At 68.9% G+C, this 15,933-nt stretch carries 15 protein-coding genes; 6 read left to right on the top strand and 9 right to left on the bottom strand.

Features of this window, described 5'->3' with window-relative positions; genetic code table 11:
- The first annotated feature begins 2 nt into the window (after positions 1-2).
- Positions 3-1,151, top strand: coding sequence for an isochorismate synthase (locus tag ACWCPQ_RS08930; protein ID WP_449896401.1), 1,149 nt, complete (start codon positions 3-5; stop codon positions 1,149-1,151).
- A gap of 79 nt (positions 1,152-1,230) precedes the next feature.
- Positions 1,231-1,887, top strand: a complete 657-nt coding sequence (locus tag ACWCPQ_RS08935; protein WP_449896403.1) for an isochorismatase family protein — start codon at positions 1,231-1,233, stop codon at positions 1,885-1,887.
- A gap of 54 nt (positions 1,888-1,941) precedes the next feature.
- Here the strand turns inward: ACWCPQ_RS08935 and ACWCPQ_RS08940 are convergent, their stop codons facing one another.
- The 4 genes from ACWCPQ_RS08940 to ACWCPQ_RS08955 are packed head-to-tail and all read right to left on the bottom strand — an operon-like array spanning position 1,942 to position 6,863.
- Entirely contained in the window at positions 1,942-3,957 is a 2,016-nt protein-coding gene (locus ACWCPQ_RS08940) for a 5-oxoprolinase/urea amidolyase family protein (RefSeq protein ID WP_449896404.1), read from the bottom strand.
- A complete protein-coding gene (locus ACWCPQ_RS08945; RefSeq protein WP_449896406.1) occupies positions 3,954-4,571 on the bottom strand; it encodes an urea amidolyase associated protein UAAP2 in 618 nt (205 codons plus the stop codon). The genes ACWCPQ_RS08940 and ACWCPQ_RS08945 overlap by 4 nt, the downstream gene beginning before the upstream one ends.
- Positions 4,568-5,308 carry a DUF1989 domain-containing protein gene (locus tag ACWCPQ_RS08950; RefSeq protein WP_449896407.1) on the bottom strand — a complete coding sequence of 247 codons (741 nt, stop codon included), beginning with the start codon at positions 5,306-5,308 and terminating at the stop codon, positions 4,568-4,570. Before ACWCPQ_RS08950 ends, ACWCPQ_RS08945 begins: the two co-directional genes overlap by 4 nt.
- Before the next feature lie 34 nt (positions 5,309-5,342).
- Complete coding sequence (locus ACWCPQ_RS08955; RefSeq protein WP_449896409.1) at positions 5,343-6,863, bottom strand: sodium:solute symporter family protein; 1,521 nt, start codon at positions 6,861-6,863, stop codon at positions 5,343-5,345.
- 160 nt (positions 6,864-7,023) lie between these two features.
- On the opposite strand from ACWCPQ_RS08955, the gene ACWCPQ_RS08960 reads away from it, so the two are divergent.
- Together ACWCPQ_RS08960 and ACWCPQ_RS08965 are read left to right on the top strand one after the other, a co-directional pair.
- Positions 7,024-7,689, top strand: a complete 666-nt coding sequence (locus ACWCPQ_RS08960) for a TetR/AcrR family transcriptional regulator (RefSeq protein ID WP_449896411.1) — start codon at positions 7,024-7,026, stop codon at positions 7,687-7,689.
- Between the two features lie 82 nt (positions 7,690-7,771).
- Positions 7,772-8,566 carry an acyl-CoA thioesterase domain-containing protein gene (locus tag ACWCPQ_RS08965; RefSeq protein ID WP_449896413.1) on the top strand — a complete coding sequence of 265 codons (795 nt, stop codon included), beginning with the start codon at positions 7,772-7,774 and terminating at the stop codon, positions 8,564-8,566.
- Here ACWCPQ_RS08965 and ACWCPQ_RS08970 read toward each other — a convergent pair.
- Positions 8,560-9,048, bottom strand: a complete 489-nt coding sequence (locus ACWCPQ_RS08970; RefSeq protein ID WP_449896415.1) for a MarR family winged helix-turn-helix transcriptional regulator — start codon at positions 9,046-9,048, stop codon at positions 8,560-8,562. The genes ACWCPQ_RS08965 and ACWCPQ_RS08970 overlap by 7 nt on opposite strands.
- A gap of 147 nt (positions 9,049-9,195) precedes the next feature.
- The gene (locus ACWCPQ_RS08975; RefSeq protein WP_449896417.1) at positions 9,196-10,215 is read right to left on the bottom strand and encodes an NAD-dependent epimerase/dehydratase family protein; all 1,020 of its coding nucleotides are present in this window, start codon (positions 10,213-10,215) and stop codon (positions 9,196-9,198) included.
- Between the two features lie 345 nt (positions 10,216-10,560).
- Between ACWCPQ_RS08975 and ACWCPQ_RS08980 the strand changes: the two genes are divergently transcribed.
- Positions 10,561-12,288: a BCCT family transporter gene (locus ACWCPQ_RS08980; protein ID WP_449896419.1), complete on the top strand. Its 1,728-nt coding sequence runs from the start codon at positions 10,561-10,563 to the stop codon at positions 12,286-12,288.
- 48 nt (positions 12,289-12,336) lie between these two features.
- Here the strand turns inward: ACWCPQ_RS08980 and ACWCPQ_RS08985 are convergent, their stop codons facing one another.
- From ACWCPQ_RS08985 to ACWCPQ_RS08995, 3 genes are all read right to left on the bottom strand, one after another.
- Positions 12,337-12,576 carry a DUF6374 family protein gene (locus tag ACWCPQ_RS08985; RefSeq protein WP_449896421.1) on the bottom strand — a complete coding sequence of 80 codons (240 nt, stop codon included), beginning with the start codon at positions 12,574-12,576 and terminating at the stop codon, positions 12,337-12,339.
- An 85-nt stretch (positions 12,577-12,661) separates the two neighbouring features.
- Positions 12,662-13,351 (bottom strand): DUF899 domain-containing protein, encoded by a 690-nt coding sequence (locus ACWCPQ_RS08990; RefSeq protein ID WP_449896423.1) that lies wholly within the window; start codon positions 13,349-13,351, stop codon positions 12,662-12,664.
- A gap of 133 nt (positions 13,352-13,484) precedes the next feature.
- Positions 13,485-14,156 carry a TetR/AcrR family transcriptional regulator gene (locus ACWCPQ_RS08995; RefSeq protein WP_449896425.1) on the bottom strand — a complete coding sequence of 224 codons (672 nt, stop codon included), beginning with the start codon at positions 14,154-14,156 and terminating at the stop codon, positions 13,485-13,487.
- A gap of 154 nt (positions 14,157-14,310) precedes the next feature.
- Here ACWCPQ_RS08995 and abc-f point away from each other — a divergent pair, with 154 nt between their 5' ends.
- Entirely contained in the window at positions 14,311-15,918 is a 1,608-nt protein-coding gene (gene abc-f / locus ACWCPQ_RS09000; RefSeq protein ID WP_449896427.1) for a ribosomal protection-like ABC-F family protein, read from the top strand.
- Positions 15,919-15,933 lie beyond the last annotated feature (15 nt).

Raw genomic sequence — 15,933 nt, forward strand, 5'->3', positions numbered from 1 at the left:
GGATGATCATCATCAACGCCGAGAACCCCGCCTATCCCGCGGATCCCGCCTTTGTCCTGTCCCGGCCGCAGCGCACCGTGACCGCGTCTGCCGGCGGGCGTGTCTTCCACAGCGCCGCCGAAGCCGTCGCGCAACTGCGTGCGCGGCGGGTGAACCATATAGTCGGAGCGCTCCCGTTCCGGCCCGGTGCCCCCGCGGCGCTCTGGGCGCCCGAGACGATCTCGGTGACCGACGGCCCCCGAACCGCACGTGCGGTCACCGCACCCGATATCTCGGTCACCGAGCATCTTCCGGAACCGGAGCAACATCAGCGCCGGGTGGGTTCCGCGGTACGCCTGCTGGCCGACCCCGACAACCCGCTGCGCAAGGTCGTCCTGGCCCGGGCAGTGCGGGCCCGCGCCGATCGCACCGTTCGCGCGGCCGATCTGCTCGATCTACTGGTTTCCACCGACCCCGCCGGAAACGGCTACCTGGTCGACCTGACCGCGGCCGGCGGCCTGTTCACCGGCCGCCATCTGGTGGGCTCCAGCCCCGAGATCCTGGTGCGACGCATCGGCACCGAGGTCACCAGCCACCCGCTGGCCGGTTCGGCCCGGCGGGTACCGGAGAACCCCCTGGCCGACCGGATCGCCGCCGAGACGCTGCTCGGCTCGGCGAAGGATCAGCACGAACACGGCTATGTGGTCGACCATGTGGCCGGGGTACTGCGGGACCGGTGCATCGATGTGCGCACTCCCGCCCGCCCCGACCTCACCGAGACACCTGCCATGTGGCATCTCGGAACCACCCTGAGCGCGACCGTTGCGGCCGGGGGGCCGTCGGCGCTGGAACTGGCCGCGGCGCTGCACCCCACTCCGGCGATCTGTGGTACTCCGACTGCCGCCGCCGCCCGGCTGATCGCGGAGCTCGAGGGTGAACGCGGTTTCTACGCCGGCGCCGTGGGCTGGTGTGACGCCGACGGTAACGGCGAGTGGATGGTCAGCATCCGTTGCGCGGAACTCGCCGCCGACAACCGGACCCTGGTGGCCTACGCCGGGGGCGGCATCGTCGCGGAATCCGATCCGGAGGACGAACTGGCCGAGACCACCGGGAAATTGCAGCGGGTCCTGGGCCCGCTGGGAGTGGCCGGCCGTCCCGCGGCGGTGCCCTGACCGACCCTTTTCGCTACTGCGCCAGGACCCGCAGCCCACCAGAAGGTTGCGGGCCACAAGAAGATGAGGAGTTCTGGACATGCCCATGCAGCCGATCGCGCCCTATGCGATGCCGTCGTCGGAAGACGAGATCACCAACAGAGTCGGTTGGCGACTCGATCCCGATCGCACCGCCTTGCTGATCCACGACATGCAGAACTACTTCCTCGATGCCTATCAGTTGGATCGCGATCCGGCCCGGACGATGATCGACAACATCGTCCGGCTGCGCGCCCGGTGCCACGAACTGGGCATTCCGGTGATCTACAGTATGCAACCGGGCGACCAGCATCCCGACCGGCGCGGACTGCTCGCCGATTTCTGGGGCACCGGTATGTCGGACGGGCCGGAGACCGAGGTACTCGCCGAACTGGCGCCCGCCGAGCAGGACATCCAGGTCACCAAATGGCGCTATTCGGCGTTCCAGCGCACGGATCTGCGCCAATTGCTCGGCTACCGCAATCGGGACCAGCTGGTGGTCACCGGTGTGTATGCCCATATGGGCTGTATGCTCAGCGCCGCCGAGGCGTTCATGAACGATATCCACGCGTTCCTGGCGTACGACGCGGTGGCCGATTTCAGCCGTGAAGAGCATTCGATCGCGCTGAAGTACACCGCCCGCCGCTGCGGCATGGTGCTCGGTACCGACGAAATGCTGAACCAGCTGCAACCCGCGGTGGTCGCTTCGGGGGCCTGATCCCGGAGTGGGCGCCCGGCGCCTCCGGCCGATGGCTGTGTGGAGCCGGGCGTCTCATCGTGTCTCACCCAGTTCGCCGGAGCGGCGCCAGGATTCGCGCTCGGCCGCGAAAGCGGCCGACTGCCGGGTCCGGAACGATTCGATCGAATCCGCCTGGTCGGCCAGGAACCGGCGGTACTCCGCGAGGCGGAATTCACCCGGCCCGATGCGCATCTCGCCGCGGCCGGCGGCCGTATCGGCACGCAGGTCGAGCAGTTCCTCCGCGCTCACCGGGTACCAGCGGATCCGGTCGAAGAACCGCAGCAGCCACGGTGTCCCGGTATCGGTTCGCCGACTCCAGACCTGGGTGGTCCGGCCGACGAACTGATAGCCTCCCGGCCCCTCCATTCCGTATATGCACAGGTACGCACCGCCGATACCGACCGCGTTCTCCGGGGTCCAGGTGCGGGCCGGATTATATTTGGTGGTGACCAGCCGGTGCCGGGGGTCGATCGGGGTGGCCAGCGGCGCACCGAGATACACATCCCCGAGTCCGAGGACCAGATACTCCGCGGCGAAGACGGTGTCGAACACTTCGGCGACGGTATCGAGCCCGTTCATCCGCCGGATGAACTCGATATTCCACGGGCACCACGGGGCGTCGGCACGCACACCGTGCATATACCGGGTGATGGCCTCCCGGGTCGCCGGATCGTCCCAGGAAAGCGGTAGATCCACGGTGCGACTGGGTACCACCAGATCGTCGGCGGCCGGCAGACCGGCTTCGATCTCGGTCAGCATGTCCAGCGCCGAACCGATACCGCGGGCACGCGGGTCGACCCGGACCTGGAGCGAGCGGACCCCCGGGGTGAGCTCGGTGATACCCCGTTCGCCGCGGGCCCGGAGGCTCTCGTACAGGGCGTGCACCCGGGCCCGAAGTTCGAGATCCAGTGTCATGGCGCCATATTCGACGAGGATTCCGTCGTCACCGGCTCGGCGATAGGTCACCGGCGTACCGTCCGCCGTCTCCGCCTGCCGCAGCACCCCGTCGTCCCCGTCACCGCCGCGCGACAATACGATCGGCCAGCCCGCGCGGCGCGCGGCACCGAGCTCGTGCGGCGAGGCGGTCCGGTCCGCGCGTACGGCCACGAAACGGACCCGGTCGCCGGGGCACAGCTGGCCGAGTTTCCACAGTTCGGCGGCGGTCACCGTCACGGGGCAGACGAAACCGCCGAGGCTGGGCCCGTCGGGGCCGAGCAGGATGGGTGTGTCACCGGTGAAATCGAGCGCGCCGACGCTGTAGGCGGTGTCGTGGATATTCGACGGGTGCAGACCCGCTTCGCCGCCGTCGGGGCGGGCCCAGCGCGGTTTGGGCCCGATGAGCCGCACCCCGGTGCGGTCGGAGTTGAAATGCACCTCGTAGGTGGTGTTGTGCAGCGTGTCGATATCTGCGCGGGTGAAGAACTCGGGCGCCCCGTGCGGGCCCTCGGTGACCGCGATCTCCCAGTCGTGGGTCAGTACCGGCTGTTCGCCGCCGGGTACGGCCCCGGTGGGCGGGCCGGGCGCGGGCCCGACCGGCAGGACATCGCCGGCGGCCAGTGCGCGCCCGGCCACGCCGCCGAAACGACCCAGGGTGAACGTGGCGCTGCTCCCGAGGTACGGCGGCAGCCGCAGGCCGCCGGAGACCAGGAGATAGCAGCGCATTCCCGGGCCGCGGACGGATCCGATGTCGAGCAGTTCGCCGGCGGGCACGAGAACCGGGCGCCACAGTGGCACAGGGTGTCCGGCCACCGTCACGGTGACAGGCGCCCCGGTGACGCAGACCCAGGTCGGTTCGGCGAACCGTAACGCCGGTCCCGCCATGGTGCATTCCAGTCCGGCAGCGCCCTCGGAGTTGCCCAGAGCGCGATTGCCGAGACGGAAGGACAGATCGTCCATGGGACCCGACGGCGGCACTCCGACATGCCAGTAGCCGGTCCGGCCGGGCCAGTCCTGCACGGTGGTGAGCAGGCCCGGGCGCTCGACCACGGCACCGTGAGTTCCGGCGGCCGCCGGCTCGGGCGCCGGGGCGAGCGCCACCGGCGCGGTCACCGGGTCACCACCATGCGTACGGGGGTGGGATCGAAACCGTTGCAGGGGTTGTTGATCTGCGGGCAGTTCGACACCAGGACCAAGGTGTCGATCTCGGCGCGCAGCGATACGGTCTTGCCCGGAGCCGACCTGCCGTCGACGATGCCCAGGGTTCCGTCCGGTTCCACCGGGACGTTCATGAACCAGTTGATATTGGACACCAGGTCCCGTTTGCCCATACCCCATTTCGCGGCCTCCACGAGGAAGTTCTCCACGCAGGCGTGCTGGTGGCGGGTGTGGTGGCCGTAGCGCAGCGTATTGGATTCCCGGGAGCAGGCTCCGGCGATGGTGTCGTGATTGCCGACCTCGTCTGCGATCACCGTCATCAGCGCGGTGCCCGCGTCGGTGCGCAGCACACTGCCGGTGGTGAGGAAGATATTGCGCTGCGCGGTGACCGTGGCCTGGGCGCTGTACCGGTCGGTGTGATCGGCGGCGGAGTAGAGCAGGCAGTCGACCGCCTGGTTGCCGTGCAGATCGATGATGTCCAGCCGTTCACCGGCCCGCACGATCGCCGACCACGGCGCGCGGGCGGGAACCGTTTCGTCGAGTACGACTGTCGCGGCGGCGGTGTTCATATCCACTCCTGTCGGGTACGGGCGGCCGACCAGGCCTGCTCGGTGTTCTCGACGGCCCGCAGGTATTCCGGGTCGTTGTTCGCGGCGGCCGCCGCGGCACGGTCGCCCGGCCAGGCGACCAGATCGAGTTCGGTGACCGGGGAATCGTCGAGCGGGTGCCCGGCGGCCGCCACCAGTACGGTCACCGGCAGCTGGACGATCAGGTCGATATAGGCGCCCGCTCCCGCCGACCCGGTTGTGGCGAGAGTGCCGTCGGCGCCCACCCGCACCCCGCGGAACAGCGAGAGTGTCGGGCCGATATCGCGCGGGGACAGACCGTGTTTGGTGGCGGCGCGCTCCAGTAGCAGCCGGCCTGCGCGAGTGGGACCGCACAGTGTGTCGTGCCGGCCCGAGGTATCGGCGACCACGGTGGCCAGTAACCGGCCCTGATCGGACAGCAGCGGATGCCCTGTTCCGAGATAGGCCTGCCACGGGACTTTGACGGTGTCGGCGATATTGAGCCGCTCCCAGGGAGCTTCCGCGCGCAGCAGGAACAGATGCGCGCAGGCCGCGCCGTGCGGATCGGCGACACGCAGCCGGGTGCCGCGCCCCAGCACGGTGCTGGTGTGGCCACCGGGTGGCAGCCGCACGGTCCAGGTGGTGTCGTCGAGCCGAACTCCGTCCGGCAGTGCCGGAGTGGCCGTGGTGGCGGTCGCCTGGGCGCGGGCGCCGGTCGTCGAGGCAGTGGTGGGTGACATGGCTTTCCTTGCTCGTCGGGGTACGGAAGGGGGATCAGCCGTGCTGGACGACGGGTTCGGGAACCGGTAGCGACGCGGGTCGTGTCTCGTGGGCCGGTGTCTCGGTGCGTCCGCGCAGACGCTGGACGGCGAGGGTGCCGAGGAAGGCCAGCAGTGAGGCGAGGAAGCCGAAGAAGGTGGGCCAGCCGTCGAAACCCGGTCCGATCAGGGAATTGTCGATGTGCAGGACCGTGTTCGGGACCCCGTACATCGTGGGGGTGAGCACGAACAGGATCAGCCGGACGCCGAGTCCGGCGACCATGGCCGCCACCGCGGCCGCGGTGGTGATCCGCGTGGTGAGGTGGGCGGCGACGAACGGGACGATCAGCCCGGCGAGCATCAGATCGAAGGCCAGGGTGAGCAGAATGCCGGTCTGCGGTACCTGTATCGCGAAGAAGATCGCCACCGCGACCACCGGGACCATGGTGATCCGTACATCCCGCAGCAGGGTGTCCCGGCCGGCGGCGTCGGCGCGTTCGATGCGCCCGGCCACATTGCGGGTCGCCACCGAGGCCGTACCGAGGATGGCGCCGTTGGCCGTGGAGCACGAGGCCGCGACGATCGCCGACAGCACCAGGATCGCCAGTCCGGCCGGAGCGTGATCGTCGAGCAGGGACAGCAGTCGCGGCCCGTCGCCGGAACCGGTGAGATCGGTGGTGGCGAGTGCGACCAGGGCGTACGGGATTCCGACCAGGGCAGTGCCGGCGGCACCCACGAAGCAGGCGCGGCGGGCGATTTCGGGGGAGCGGGCCGAGAAGATGCGCTGCATGAAATCGATGGCGACGATATCGCCGATTCCGAGCGCGATCAGCGTCGCCCAGTTCACCACCGCGCCCTGCGAACTGTCACCGAGCTGGCCGAAGTCGAACGGGCCCATACCGTCGGGAATGTGGATCCCGTAGGTCGACCCCACCCAGATCAGCAGGGCGAGCGAGCCGATCACGGTGATCACCATCTGGGCGAGCGCGGTGTAGGCGTCGCTGAACATCCCGCCGGTCACCGTGTAGGTCATCACGATCGCCACGATGAGCAGGACCCCGGCGGTGTAGGGGATTCCGAGGAAACGTTCGAACAGGAAGCCCCCGGCGACGAGATTGCCCGCGAGCAGGATGCAGAAGCTGAAGATCATCAGGATCGAGGCACTGAGCTCGACCCCGCGTCCGTATTTGATCCGATAGAAATCCGGCAGGGTGAGCAGACCCATCCGGTTCATCGGCCGGGCGAAGAAGAGCCCGGTGAGCAGGAGGCACAGACCGAGGCCGAGCGGTAGCGAGGCGCCCGCCCAGAAGCCGAGCGAACCGGCCAGATCGGTGTTTCCGAGCGTGGCGTTGGAGTCGACGGCCTGGCCCATCAGGCCCGCCGCGACCAGCGGTAGCCCCAGCGACCGCCCGGCGACGAGGAAATTGACGCTGTCGCCGTCCACCTTGCGGGCGACCAGCAGGCCGATGCCGATTACCGCGAGCACGCTGATCGCGATTCCGAGAATGATCATGGCCGGGGGCCCTTCATCCGACACGAATATCTATCGGATGAAAGTTTTCCCCGGGCCGATGCCGTGGTGGTGACGGCGATGTATCCGTATCGGTGCCGCGGGTAACGTCTGCGTTGCCCATATTTCTATCAAGTGACAGGAATATGCCTCCCGGGTCGCGCCGCCGGTCGGCGACAATGGATCCATGACCCAACTCGGTCCGGGCCGCCCACGTCTCGCGCCACGCCGCCGCCAGGGGCAGACCCCGCGCGCCGAAATCCTCGATGCCGCAGCCGAACTGTTCACCACCAACGGTTACGGCAGCACCTCCACCCGGGTCATCGCCGAAGCCGTCGGTATCCGGCAGGCCTCGCTGTACCACCATTTCGCGGCCAAGGACGATATCCTCGACGCCCTGCTCGGCGAGACCGTCGCGGCCGCAGCCGAACTCGCCGAACGCCTGGTGGACCGGCCCGAACCGGCCGCCGTCCGGTTGTACGTGCTGGCCCGCTTCGATATCGGCCAGCTCTGCGACGCTCGCTGGAATATCGGCGCCCTGTATTTCCTGCCCGAACTGCGTGGTGAACGGTTCGCACGATTCCGGCACCGACGCGACGCGCTGCGGGCGAGCTACGAGCGACTGGCCGAACAGGTGGTGGTCGCGGCCGGTCCGTCCGGGGTGCCCGAGGCCCGGGTCCTTCCGTTCCGTTCGGTGGAGACGGTGATCAATATCCGATCGGATGCCGGCGAAGTGCCCGAGGAGACCCGCCGGGCGATCGCCGAAGCGGTCCTGCGGGTGCTCGGCTGCCCTGCTGATCCGGCCGGAGTCCGGGTCGCGGCCGACGATCTGGCCCGGGAGTTGCGGGTCTGAACCGCGGCTACCGGCCCCTTCGTGTGCTCGAGAAACTAGAACGTGTTGTAATTCTGCGTACGGGTTCGCACGAGAGGGGCCGATGGACGTGTTCGCGTTCTTCACCAGAGAGGGTGAGCAGTATCTGCCCGCCCCGGTAGCCATGTCCAGCTGGAGTCCCACTCAGGTGAGTGGTCCGGCGATCTGCGGGCTGCTGGCGCGCGAACTCGAGACGCGATCGCCGGGCGAGGAGTTCGTACCGGCCCGGATGACCGTCGATCTCTTCCGTCCGGTCGTCGACGAAGCGGCCACCGTACGCAGCGTGGTGGTCCGGGAGGGGAAGCGGATCTGCGTCGCCGACGCCGAACTGCTGCAGCGCGGGGAAGTGCGCACGCGGGCCACCGTGGTGTACCTGCGCACCGGTGAGGTGCCCGGCGGGGAACTCTGGCAGCCGCCGCACGACTACCCGGTTCCCGGCACCCCCGATGCCGCGGAGGCGGGTGCCCATCCGCTGTTCAAGAGCGGCGACGGCGACTGGACCCCCGATTTCGCCGCCACCCAGAACGCCGAACGCAAAGCGATCTGGCAGAACATGCTGCCGGTGGTTGCGGGCGAACCGGTGACCCCGCTCCAGCGGGCCGGGATGGCCGGCGATGCCGCCAGCCTCATGTGCAACTGGGGGACTGCCGGGGTCGGCTACATAAACTCCGACGTCACGCTGACGCTCGCCCGGCTCCCGGTGGGACCGGGTATCGGGGTATTGGCCCAGGATCAGGTCGCCTACGCGGGCGTCTCGGTCGGCACCACCACCCTCTACGACCGGAGCGGTCCGCTGGGTACGGCGGTGGTGACCGCGGTGTCGAATGTGCGCCGCCAGGTCGATATGCGGCGCTACTGATCCCGATGCCGAGGTCGGGACGACCGCTCGGTACGTGAGGGCCGGGGCCAAGGGCGCGCCTCCCGGGCCTCGAGGTCGGTGTTGAACCGTTCGAGATATCCCGCGAACGTCCGCACATCCTCGTCGCTCCAGCCGCCCAGCAGCCGGTCGAGTGCGTTGATGTTGTAGTCGCGGTCGGCCAGGACCCGCCGCTCGCCCTCATCGGTGATCCGGAACTTGCGCGCCACCCCGCCTTCGGGGTCGTGGATACGTTCGACCAGGCCGGCCTTGAGCATGGCCGCGGTCTGCCGGTGCACCGTCGAGGTGTCCAGGCCGAATGCCTCGCTGAGTTCGCCGATGGACATGGGACCTTCGATCCGCAACCGGCGCAGGACCAGATAGGCACTACGCTCGAGGTGGTCCGGCCGGCGCAGATGGGCGTTGAGGCTGTGCCGACCCAGGAGCATTGTCTCGAACTCGATCAGATGCGTGGGTTTGTCCATGGCGGGTGTCCTGCTCGTTCTCGGATGCCGTGGCGGCTCGGAGGGCGTCCCGCCAGTCGTTATACCACGCGGCTGGGAATGAGTTGCATCATACACATCGTATGTACGGTGCAACTCGCCTGCGGCGTGCATCCGGAGCGGAGATCGTCAGCCGGGCCGCGCGCTCGCGCTGCGCCGGGAGCGGCGCTCGACGAAGAACCGGGCGGCGCGGGCCACCGCGTCCAGGACGGGTTCGGGTTTCCAGCCGAGCTCTCGCTCGGCTTTGCCGTGGTCCATCCGGGACATGACGTGCATCAGGTTCACCGAGGTCACCGTGAACCGGCTGTCGCGGCCGCGCAACCGGGCCGCGGCGGAGGCGATCCCGGCCGCCGGATAGAGCAGCGGCAGCGGAACGGCGACCCGTGGCGGTTCGCGGTCCACCGCGTGGGCCGCCGCGGTGAGCAGTTCGGCATTGGTCAGATAGCGTTCGGCCACGATATAGCGCTCACCGGGGCGCCCGGCCGCGCCCGCCAGGATCAACGCCCGCGCCGCGTCCTCGATCCCGACCGATTCCGATCCGGTGGCCGTGAACCGGAACGGGAGTCTGCCCAGTGCGGCGGCCGCCACGAAGGCGCCGTGCGGGGTCGGCTGCCAGTCGCCGGGGCCGTAGGTGTTCGCGACGCACATCGCGACCGCGGGCAGACCGCGTTCGGTCGCGTAGCGCAGTACCAGGTTCTCGGCCTCGACCCGGGAACGTACGTACGGGCCGCCGAGCCGGGGCCAGTCGAACGGCACCGTTTCATCGGCGATGCCGCCCGGCCGGCGACCGATCGTGGCGGCGGAACTGGTGAAGACGAATTTCGCCGGTCCGGCGGCGCAGGCCGCGTCGAGCACATGACGCAGGCCCGCGATATTGGTCCGGAACAACGGTTCGGGATCGCGGAGCCAGGCCCGGGTGTCCACGGCGCAGTGGTAGATCACATCGCACTCGCGGACCGCGGCGCGCAGGGCGTCGTCGTCGAAAAGATCGCCGTAGTGGATCTCCACCGGCAGATCCGCGATCGCGCGGATATCGCTGGTGCGGCGCACCAGGACGCGGACCGGCGAGCCCGATTCGACCAGTTGGCGGGTCAGGTGTGAGCCGAGGAATCCGGACGCTCCCACCACCAGTTTCGCCGGTTCGGTCATACCGGTTCGCCTCCTGTTCCGGCCGTGCGGATCGTCGGTCCGGGTACGAGTGTCGCAAGAGTGCGCGAAGCCTGTAGAGGGAACCGGTCAATCGACCGGACTGATATATGGACAAGTGTCTGCCCGACCCGGTCCCGGGCTGCCTTACACGACGCTGGATCCGGCGCGCCACCGGACCGTTACGTGTTCGGCGCAGCCGCCGCATCCGGGGCGAGTACGGTTTTTCCCGGTACATCCCGTTCGGCGATGCGGTCGCGGTTGCGCGGAGGAGTCGAGTCCACGGCTGGTCCGCACGACGCGTGTGGTCCGCCGCCGGACGCAAGTGCGATCTGAAAGGACTCGTCCATGGCGATCGACACCGGCGGGAAACCCGCTACATACAACGGTGACTTGCCGGGCTTGCCGAGACACAAACCCTCGGGGCGCCGCCTCGACTGGCTGGTCTTCGGGATCACCTCGATCGGGTCGGTGGCCTTTGTGCTCTGGGGCATCATCGATCAGGACAGTCTGGCCACCTTCGCCTCGAACGCCCAGTCCTGGGTCATCACCAATACCGGCTGGATGTTCGTCCTGGTGGCGACGTCGTTCGTGGTCTATGTGATCTGGCTGGCATTGAGTCGGTACGGCAAGATCCCACTCGGCGCCGACGGTGAGCAGCCCGAATTCCGGACAGTGTCATGGATCGCCATGATGTTCAGCGCGGGAATGGGAATCGGCCTCATGTTCTGGGGCGTCGCGGAGCCGCTGACCCATTTCACCTCTCCGCCGCCGGGCACCGCCGAAGCCGGCAGCCCGCAGGCCGCCGAGGTCGCGATGGCGACCACACTGTTCCACTGGACCCTGCATCCCTGGGCCATCTACGCCGTCGCCGGTCTCGCGATCGCCTACGGCACTTTCCGGCGCGGTCGTTCGCAGCTGTTCTCCTCGGTGTTCCGCCCGCTGCTCGGCAGGCACGCGGACGGCTGGGGCGGTAAGGCCATCGATATGATGGCGATCTTCGCGACGCTGTTCGGTTCGGCTGCCTCGCTCGGGCTCGGAGCGTTGCAGATCGGCGCCGGTCTCGAGTTCAACGGCTGGATGGACACCGTGGGCAAGGTCGGGCTGGTGGTGGTGATCGCCGTTCTCACCGTCGCGTTCATCGTCTCCGCGGTCTCCGGTGTCGCGCGCGGTATCCAGTGGTTGTCGAATATCAATATGGTCCTCGCGGTGATCCTGGCGGTTTTCGTCTTCATCGCCGGGCCCACCCTGTTCATGCTGAACTTCCTGCCCACCGCGGTCGGCGACTACATCGCCGACCTGCCGACCATGGCCTCGCGTACCGGGATAACCGGCGGCGAGGAGATGCAGGCGTGGCTGTCGAGCTGGACCATCTTCTACTGGGCGTGGTGGATCTCGTGGACCCCCTTCGTCGGTATGTTCATCGCGCGGATCAGCCGCGGTCGCACCATCCGGCAGTTCGTGGCCGGTGTGCTGCTGGTGCCCAGTCTGGTGAGCTTGGTGTGGTTCGTGATCTTCGGTGGGGCCGCGATCCGGCAGCAGACCGATACCCACGATCTCACCGAGGCCGACGGCAGCGTGAACCCCGATTTCGCGCTTTTCCACCTGCTGGAGGAGTATCCGCTCACCGCGATCACCACCGTGCTGGTGATGATCCTGGTGGGGATCTTCTTCGTCTCCGGTGCGGACGCCGCCTCGATCGTGATGGGCACGCTGTCGGAGCGGGGCAGTATCGAACCGTCCCGGCTCACCGTGATCTTCTGGGGTACCGCGACCGGCGCGGTCGCCGCGATCATGCTGGTGATCGCCGATTCCGACGATCTCAGCGGGGCGCTGACCGGTTTGCAGGCACTGACCACGGTGGTGTCGCTGCCGTTCATGGTCGTGATGGTGCTGATGTGCGTCTCGCTCTATCGCGATGTGCGGCGCGATCCGATCATCGTCCGGGAGAACCTGGGCGTCGAACTGGTGGAGGGTGCGGTGCTGCAGGGTGTGGCCAAGCACGACGGCGAGTTCGAACTCGTCACCTCGCCCATCGAGATCGTGGACGGTGAACCGGTGGACGGCGATCGGTGAGCCGGTAGCGACGGTGTTCCCCGGCCCGCGTCGCGCGCGGGCCGGGGGTCAGCGCAGATGCCCGCGGAAGTCCAGGCACGCCCGGCCGGATGCCGCCGACCGGGGAGTGCGCGGTGCGCGGTTCTGGGTCGCCTCGATGTAGATGCTCAGGCCGGTGCTGAGTTTGCCGGCCAGCGCCTCGAGCTGATCGGGGGAGAGGTCCTCGCCGAAGGCTGCCGCGGCGAGGAGTCGTTCCCGTACCTGTTCGAGATTGAGCCGGGCGAACGGGATGGGGGCGAGTTCGGGCATGTGCGTAACCGTACCGGAATTCGAACATATTTTCGATAGAAGTTCGGGGGTCGTCCGGCGGCCTCCGCTCCGCCGTCTCGGGCGCTCAGGCCTCCGGGTCGCCGTAGTGGGCGGCGATGTCCCGGGCCGAACTCCAGCGGCTGTAGGTGGGCGACTGCGGCCATCCCTCGGGGGAGTCCTGCCATTGCTCCTGGCGGCCGTAGGGCAGCAGGTCGATCAGCGCGAAACTGTGACTCAGCTGCTCGGTACCCCGGCCGTCGGTATGCCAGGTGCGATACACCGTATCGCCGTCTCGCAGGAAGACATTCACGGCGAACCCGCCGCCCGCGGGTGCGCCGACATCCGCACCGAACGAACTGTTCGCCGTGGAGTACCAGGTCATCCGATTGCCGACCCGGTGTTTGTAGGCCAGCGCCTCGTCGATCGGTCCCTGCGTGACGATCACGAACTGCGCGTCGTAGTTGTCCAGGAACTCCAGCCGGGTGAACTGTGCGGTGAACCCGGTACATCCGCCGCACTGCCACGTCTCGCCCGGGAACCACATGTGGTGGTAGGTGATGAGCTGCGCGCGCCCGTCGAATACATCGGCCAGGCGAACGGGCCCGTTCTCGCCTTCGAGGGTGTAGCCGGGCAGCTCGACCATCGGCAGCGCACGTCGCTGTGCGGCGATGGCGTCGAGTTCGCGGGTCGCCGCCTTCTCCCGGGCGCGGAGGGCGTCGAGGTGGTGTTGCCAGTCCCCGGCGTCGACGACGGGCGGCAGGGCATTGCTGCTCATGAGATCCTCACTGATCGCTGACACGGTGTGCGGGTTCGTCAGTGCAGACTCCGTCCGATCGCCGAATTCATCGGGACCGTCGGTATTTCCCACCTCGCCCGTCCGGCCGATCCGCCACCGGTGGTGCGGGCTGTCAGCCGGCTGGCCCCCGGGCGACCGGTCCGCTGCCGGATCGAGCCGCGGACGTGGGCCGGGGGCCGGTGAAGGCGCCGGCCCGTGCGGCCAGCGTCGCGACTCCGGCCGCGCGGTCGGGCAGGTCCGGATCGGGCGGGGTGCGCAGCAGCGTCAGCTCGTGGTAGAGCGGTGCGGTGGCGGTGATCAGCAGCGCCCGCGCGTCGATCGGTGGCGCGATCTCGCCGCGCCGGATCGCCCGGTCGATGATGATCTCGGACTGGGTGTACCGGTCCTCCCACAGCCGCCGCAGGGCCCGGGCGGCCTCTTCGGAGCGGAACGAGACCGCGATGAGTGCCGCCGCGATGGACGGCTGCTCGGCCATCGAATCCTGGATCTCCTGGTTGAGTGCCGCCAGGTCGCCGTGCAGGGAGCCGGTGTCGCGCGGGTGCCAGTCGATATCGGCCGCGGCGGCGATCGCATCGCTGAGCAGGCCGCCGATATCGCGCCAGCGCCGGTAGACCGTGGTGCGGTGCACGCCGGCGCGGGCGGCGACCGTATCCACGGTGAGTGCGTCGTAACCGTGCTCGGTCAGTTCCGCGTGTACCGCTTCGAGTACCTGGGCGCGGATTCGCGCGGTCCGGCCCCCCGGCCGCGGCGCGGGGGTGGGGATATCGCTCGGTGGGGAAGTCATCTCGCTCATCCGGTTGCTCGACGGTTCGGCCTGTGGCACCATGCTAATGCAACAGTCGTCGCACTAGTGAGGTAGCCGATGCTCATTCGAAGTGTTCACCCCGTCCTGCGGTCCGCCGGGATCGCGTCGTATGCGAATGCTTCGGAGTGTGTCCATGCCAACCCAGATCACCGCGCACGCGGTCACCAAATCCTTTCTCGGCAGGATCGTTCTCGATGAGGTGACCTGTTCGCTCGCCGCCGGCGAGCGCACCGGGATCATCGGCGAGAACGGATCCGGTAAATCCACGCTGCTGCGGCTGTTCGCCGGCCGCGAGCGACCGGACAGCGGCGAGATCGTCGTCTGCGCCGACGGCGGTGTCGGCTACCTCGCCCAGGACGAACAGCTGCCGGGCGGCACCACCGTCGGGCAGGTCATCGACCGGGCCCTGCGCGAACTGCGCGCGATGGAGCACCGGATGCGCCGGCTCGAGGCCGCGATGGCGGCGGGCGACGAGGCCGCGATGTCCGAATACGGTGAACTGACCACGATTTTCGAACTGCGCGGCGGATACGACGCCGACGCCCGGGTCGAACGTGCCCTGCACGGGCTGGGACTGGGACTGGTCGCCCGGGACCGCACCGTGGGTGGGCTGTCCGGTGGCGAACAGGTCCGGCTGCGGCTGGCCGCGGTACTGGCGGCCGGGTCCGAGGTGCTGCTGCTCGACGAGCCCACCAATCACCTCGACGACGACGCCCTGACCTGGCTGGAAGATCATCTGCGCACCCGGCGCGGTACCACCGTGACGGTATCCCACGACCGGGTGTTCCTCGAACGGGTCGCCACCTCGCTGCTCGAGGTCGACGCGGACCGGCGCTGTGTCGTCCGATACGGCAACGGGTACGCCGGGTTCCGCGCCGAGAAGGCCGCGGCGCGACAGCGCTGGATCCAGGCCCACACGCAATGGCAGACCGATATCGAACGGCTCCGCGAGACAGCGGCCACCACGGCCCGCCGGGTCGCGCCGGGCCGGGCCATGAAGGACAACAACAAGATGGCCTACGACCGGGCGGGCGGCCGGGTGCAGCAGTCGCTGGCCGGCCGGGTCCGCAATGCCGAGGAGCGGTTGCGCCGACTGCTCGCCGACCCGGTGCCGCCGCCGCCGGAGCCGTTGCGTTTCGCGCCCGCACTGCGGACCGGAAACGGGCACGGGGTCGTGCTGGAGGCCACCGATATCGCGGTTCCGGGGCGGCTCGAGCGGACCACCGTCACCGTCGCCGCGGGCGACCGCCTGCTGGTGACCGGTCCGAACGGGGCCGGTAAATCCACCCTGCTGCGGGTCCTGGCGGGCGCGCTCGTACCGGACACCGGTACCGTCACCCGCCGTGGCCGGATCGGTTGTCTCGCGCAGGAACCACCTCCCGCCCGGCCCGGCGAGACCTTGCTGGCCGCGTTCGCGCGCGGTCGCGCGGGTGCGGCCGGGCAACACACCGAACGACTGCTGGCCCTGGGCCTGTTCGACCGGTCCCGGCTCACCACCCGGGTCGAGAATCTGTCCACCGGACAGCGGCAGCGCCTGGCACTGGCCCGGCTGGTGACCGAACCCGCCGATGTGCTGCTGCTCGACGAGCCCACCAACCATCTCTCGCCCGGCCTGGTCGAGGAGCTCGAAACCGCGCTCGCCGACTACCCGGGCGCCGTCGTGATCGTCAGCCACGATCGCCGGCTGCGGGCCCGCTGGGGCGGTGCCCAGCTCGCCCTGCGGGCGTCGGTCACCGTCTGACCCGCTCTCGATCAC

It is taken from the genome of Nocardia sp. NPDC001965 (assembly GCF_053594175.1).

Coding starts and splice junctions, on each gene's coding strand:
- ACWCPQ_RS08930 (WP_449896401.1), top strand. CDS start 3: ATGATCATCATCAACGCCGAGAACCCCGCCTATCCCGCGGATCCCGCC.
- ACWCPQ_RS08935 (WP_449896403.1), top strand. CDS start 1,231: ATGCCCATGCAGCCGATCGCGCCCTATGCGATGCCGTCGTCGGAAGAC.
- ACWCPQ_RS08945 (WP_449896406.1), bottom strand. CDS start 4,571: ATGAACACCGCCGCCGCGACAGTCGTACTCGACGAAACGGTTCCCGCC.
- ACWCPQ_RS08950 (WP_449896407.1), bottom strand. CDS start 5,308: ATGTCACCCACCACTGCCTCGACGACCGGCGCCCGCGCCCAGGCGACC.
- ACWCPQ_RS08960 (WP_449896411.1), top strand. CDS start 7,024: ATGACCCAACTCGGTCCGGGCCGCCCACGTCTCGCGCCACGCCGCCGC.
- ACWCPQ_RS08965 (WP_449896413.1), top strand. CDS start 7,772: ATGGACGTGTTCGCGTTCTTCACCAGAGAGGGTGAGCAGTATCTGCCC.
- ACWCPQ_RS08970 (WP_449896415.1), bottom strand. CDS start 9,048: ATGGACAAACCCACGCATCTGATCGAGTTCGAGACAATGCTCCTGGGT.
- ACWCPQ_RS08975 (WP_449896417.1), bottom strand. CDS start 10,215: ATGACCGAACCGGCGAAACTGGTGGTGGGAGCGTCCGGATTCCTCGGC.
- ACWCPQ_RS08980 (WP_449896419.1), top strand. CDS start 10,561: ATGGCGATCGACACCGGCGGGAAACCCGCTACATACAACGGTGACTTG.
- ACWCPQ_RS08985 (WP_449896421.1), bottom strand. CDS start 12,576: ATGCCCGAACTCGCCCCCATCCCGTTCGCCCGGCTCAATCTCGAACAG.
- ACWCPQ_RS08990 (WP_449896423.1), bottom strand. CDS start 13,351: ATGAGCAGCAATGCCCTGCCGCCCGTCGTCGACGCCGGGGACTGGCAA.
- ACWCPQ_RS08995 (WP_449896425.1), bottom strand. CDS start 14,156: ATGACTTCCCCACCGAGCGATATCCCCACCCCCGCGCCGCGGCCGGGG.
- abc-f (WP_449896427.1), top strand. CDS start 14,311: ATGCCAACCCAGATCACCGCGCACGCGGTCACCAAATCCTTTCTCGGC.